Origin of the sequence: Saccharopolyspora sp. NPDC002686, assembly GCF_040295745.1 — a bacterium.
Classification (GTDB): Bacteria; Actinomycetota; Actinomycetes; order Mycobacteriales; family Pseudonocardiaceae; genus Saccharopolyspora; species Saccharopolyspora oryzae.
The window spans coordinates 1-2,822 of sequence record NZ_JBEOVY010000572.1 but is presented as its reverse complement, the minus strand read 5'-3'; the positions used below and the strand labels follow the sequence as shown (position 1 = coordinate 2,822).

Annotated in this window: 5 protein-coding genes; 1 reads left to right on the top strand and 4 read right to left on the bottom strand. The window is 70.2% G+C overall.

Features of this window, described 5'->3' with window-relative positions; all coding sequences use genetic code 11:
* Window positions 1-120: 120 nt before the first annotated feature.
* Together ABTZ89_RS37705 and ABTZ89_RS37700 are read right to left on the bottom strand one after the other, a co-directional pair.
* Window positions 121-438: a DMT family transporter gene (locus tag ABTZ89_RS37705; protein ID WP_270949107.1), complete on the bottom strand. Its 318-nt coding sequence runs from the start codon at window positions 436-438 to the stop codon at window positions 121-123.
* 17 nt (window positions 439-455) lie between these two features.
* Window positions 456-1,196 carry an SDR family NAD(P)-dependent oxidoreductase gene (locus ABTZ89_RS37700; protein ID WP_351054067.1) on the bottom strand — a complete coding sequence of 247 codons (741 nt, stop codon included), beginning with the start codon at window positions 1,194-1,196 and terminating at the stop codon, window positions 456-458.
* Window positions 1,197-1,320: 124 nt separating this feature from the next.
* Here ABTZ89_RS37700 and ABTZ89_RS37695 point away from each other — a divergent pair, with 124 nt between their 5' ends.
* Entirely contained in the window at window positions 1,321-2,022 is a 702-nt protein-coding gene (locus tag ABTZ89_RS37695; protein WP_351054064.1) for a TetR/AcrR family transcriptional regulator, read from the top strand.
* Here ABTZ89_RS37695 and ABTZ89_RS37690 read toward each other — a convergent pair.
* Window positions 1,951-2,283 (bottom strand): DUF202 domain-containing protein, encoded by a 333-nt coding sequence (locus tag ABTZ89_RS37690; protein WP_270949110.1) that lies wholly within the window; start codon window positions 2,281-2,283, stop codon window positions 1,951-1,953. The two genes, ABTZ89_RS37695 and ABTZ89_RS37690, sit on opposite strands and share 72 nt — an antisense overlap.
* A 2-nt stretch (window positions 2,284-2,285) precedes the next feature.
* Entirely contained in the window at window positions 2,286-2,678 is a 393-nt protein-coding gene (locus ABTZ89_RS37685; protein ID WP_351054060.1) for a YidH family protein, read from the bottom strand.
* Between the last annotated feature and the right edge of the window lie 144 nt (window positions 2,679-2,822).

Genomic DNA, 2,822 nt, shown 5'->3' with positions numbered 1-2,822 from the left:
ATGCGGGAGACCGGCCGGGACATGAAGGTCAAGTACAAGGAGACGGCCCGCGGCGGACTCGCGGTCAACGTCATCGAATGCTGAACCGGCGCGGGCGCGGGGACTTTCCCGCGCCCGCGCTCAGGCTTCGACGAACTTCAGGCCGGCGATGCCGACCACGATCAGCGCCAGGAACGCCAGGCGCGGCCACGTCGCGGGTTCGCCGAGCGCGAGCATGCCCACGACGGCGACGCCGACCGTGCCGATGCCGACCCAGATCGCGTACGCGCTGCCGACCGGCAGGTGCTTCAACGCCACGGACAGCATCCCGAGGCTGATCATGGCGACCCCGATCCCCACGACCGCGGGCCACAGCCGGGTCATGCCTTCGGCGTGCTTCAACGCCAGCGACCAGACGATCTCGAGCAGTCCGGCGACGACGAGGACGACCCAGGGCATCGCGGTTCCTCCCGTCCTCAGGCGTTGGCGCCGGCGTCGACCGTGATCGAGGTGCCGGTGATGTTCCGGCCGGATTCGCCGGCCAGGTGCGAGACGGTGGCCGCGATGTCGGCGGGGGTCGAGTAGCGGCCGAGCGCGGTCAGCGCCCGCTCGGCGTCGGCATCCGCCCCGTCGGCCGGGTTCATCTCGGTGTCCGTGGAGCCGGGGTGGACCACGTTGGCCGTGATGCCGCGCAGGCCCAGATCGCGGGCGAGGCCCTTGGTGAAACCGGTCAACGCGGACTTGCTCAGCGAGTACAGGCTCAGGCCGGGACCGGGAACCCGTTCGGCGAGGTTGCTCCCGATGTTGATGATCCGGCCGCCCTCGGGCAGGTGCTCGACAGCGGTCCGCACGGCCACGAACACCGCGCGCACGTGGACCGCGACGGTCTCGTCGAACTGCTCGAGGCTCAGCTCGTCGATCGGTGCGTAGGTGAAGATCCCGGCGTTGTTGACCAGGACGTCCAGCCGGCCGAGCTCGTCGACCGTCCGCCGCACCGCTCGCGCCACCGCGTCGACGTCGGAGGCCGGGGCAGCGATCGCCAGGCCCCGGCGACCGGTCTCCTCGATCTTCCCGACGACGGCGTTAGCCCGTTCGGCAGCGGTGTTGTAGGTGATCGCGACGTCGGCGCCGTCGGCTGCCAGCCGTTCGGCGATCCCCGCGCCGATCCCGCGCCCGCCGCCGGTCACCAGTGCGACCTTGCCCGTTAGAGACCCCATGAGCACCTCATTTTTCTGTATCGAACGACATATAAATGGCTAGCACGGGTTACCCTGGGCGTCAACGGAGGGAGCTGCGGCGTCGACCGGGATGATGACCGCGCCGAGATCGGAGGAGGGTGCGATGCCGCCGCCAGGTCGCCCGCGCAGTTTCGACCGCGAAGCCGCGCTGCAGGCCGCGATGCTGCTGTTCTGGGAGCGGGGTTACGAGGCGACAGCGCTGAGCGACCTCACCAAGGCGATGGGCATCAGCTCACCGAGCCTCTACGCGGCATTCGGCTCCAAGGAGGCGCTGTTCCGCGAGGCGATCGCGCTCTACAACAGCGCCGAAGAAGCAGTGGGCGAGCATTCGCTCCAGAAGCACCCGACCGCGCGCCAGGCGATCGAAGCCATGCTGCGCGACAACGCCGACGCCTATGTGGACCCGAGCACGCCGAGGGGGTGCATGGTCGTGCTCTCGGCGACCAACTGCGGCCCGGACAACCAGCGCGTCCAGGAATTCCTGGCCGAGTGCCGCGAAAGCGACTACCGGGCGGTGCACTCGCGCCTGGAACGCGCGGTCGCCGAAGGTGACGTGCCGGCCGGTGCGAACATCGCGGCGATCGCCTCGTTCTACCTGACCGTGCTGCAGGGCCTGTCGATCCAGGCCCGAGACGGCTGTTCCCGCGAAACCGCGCACGCGATCATCGACTGCGCGATGGTGGCGTGGCCCGGCCTGGTCGGCGCATCGGGATCGTCCACACTGGACGCCGGGTCAGGCGAACAGGATGTAGGCCAGGCCGGTGCAGCCCGCCAGCACGGCGAGCGCGGTCATCGCGGCAGGTAGGGCGCCACCGGGGAGCGGAGCGCGGGCGTGCAGTCGTCGTTCGCTGGTCAGGTGGCGACGCCAGACCAGCCAGGTGATGGCGAGCCCGAGCGGCAGCGCCAGCACCGCGAAGATCAGCGCGGCCACGAGGTTCTCGTGCCCCACGAGGCGCAGCAGCACCAACATCCCCACGATGAACGCGAGTGTCGTCCGCAACCAGGCCAGGGTGGTGCGCTCGATCTGCAGGCCCGGATCCCACGGGCCGTCCGGCCGGTCCGCCACGATCAGATCCCGGTGAGGAACAGCAGGACGCAGGCGGCCACGCCGATCACGCCGAGCCCGTACCCGAGCACCGGCGCGAAGCGCGGCGCGGGCAGCGGACGCCCCTGCCGCAAGGCGCGCTCGGTGGACATCCACCGGGCGAAAGCCGTTGCGCTGCACAGCACTCCGGCGAGCAACAGCATCACCGCGAGAGCGGTCCGGAGTGGATTCGGGCGGTCGACGACCGCGTTGAGCGCCTCCAGTCCGACGCCACCGGCCATCAGCGCCAGCGCGGTGCGGATCCAGGCCAGGAAGGTGCGCTCGTTGGCGAGGGTGAACCGGGGATCCGGTTCCTCGCCCTGCTCGTAGAGCCGCTTCGGCCAGCGCGGATCGTCAGCTTCCCGGTCGGTCTCCATGCGCTCACGGTAACCCGAGCGCGGAGCGTGACCGCGCCGTCGGGCCCCGCGAGCTGCGAAGGTGTAGCCCGGCCATCTCGTCGTCAACGGCCAGAACGACGAGCCCCGCTGGGTTCTCTCGTGTACTCACTGCACGCCATATCC

What these genes read in the sequence shown, in the direction of transcription:
- ABTZ89_RS37705 (WP_270949107.1), bottom strand. Translation starts at nt 438, where the DNA reads ATGCCCTGGGTCGTCCTCGTCGTCGCCGGACTGCTCGAGATCGTCTGG.
- ABTZ89_RS37700 (WP_351054067.1), bottom strand. Translation starts at nt 1,196, where the DNA reads ATGGGGTCTCTAACGGGCAAGGTCGCACTGGTGACCGGCGGCGGGCGC.
- ABTZ89_RS37695 (WP_351054064.1), top strand. Translation starts at nt 1,321, where the DNA reads ATGCCGCCGCCAGGTCGCCCGCGCAGTTTCGACCGCGAAGCCGCGCTG.
- ABTZ89_RS37685 (WP_351054060.1), bottom strand. Translation starts at nt 2,678, where the DNA reads ATGGAGACCGACCGGGAAGCTGACGATCCGCGCTGGCCGAAGCGGCTC.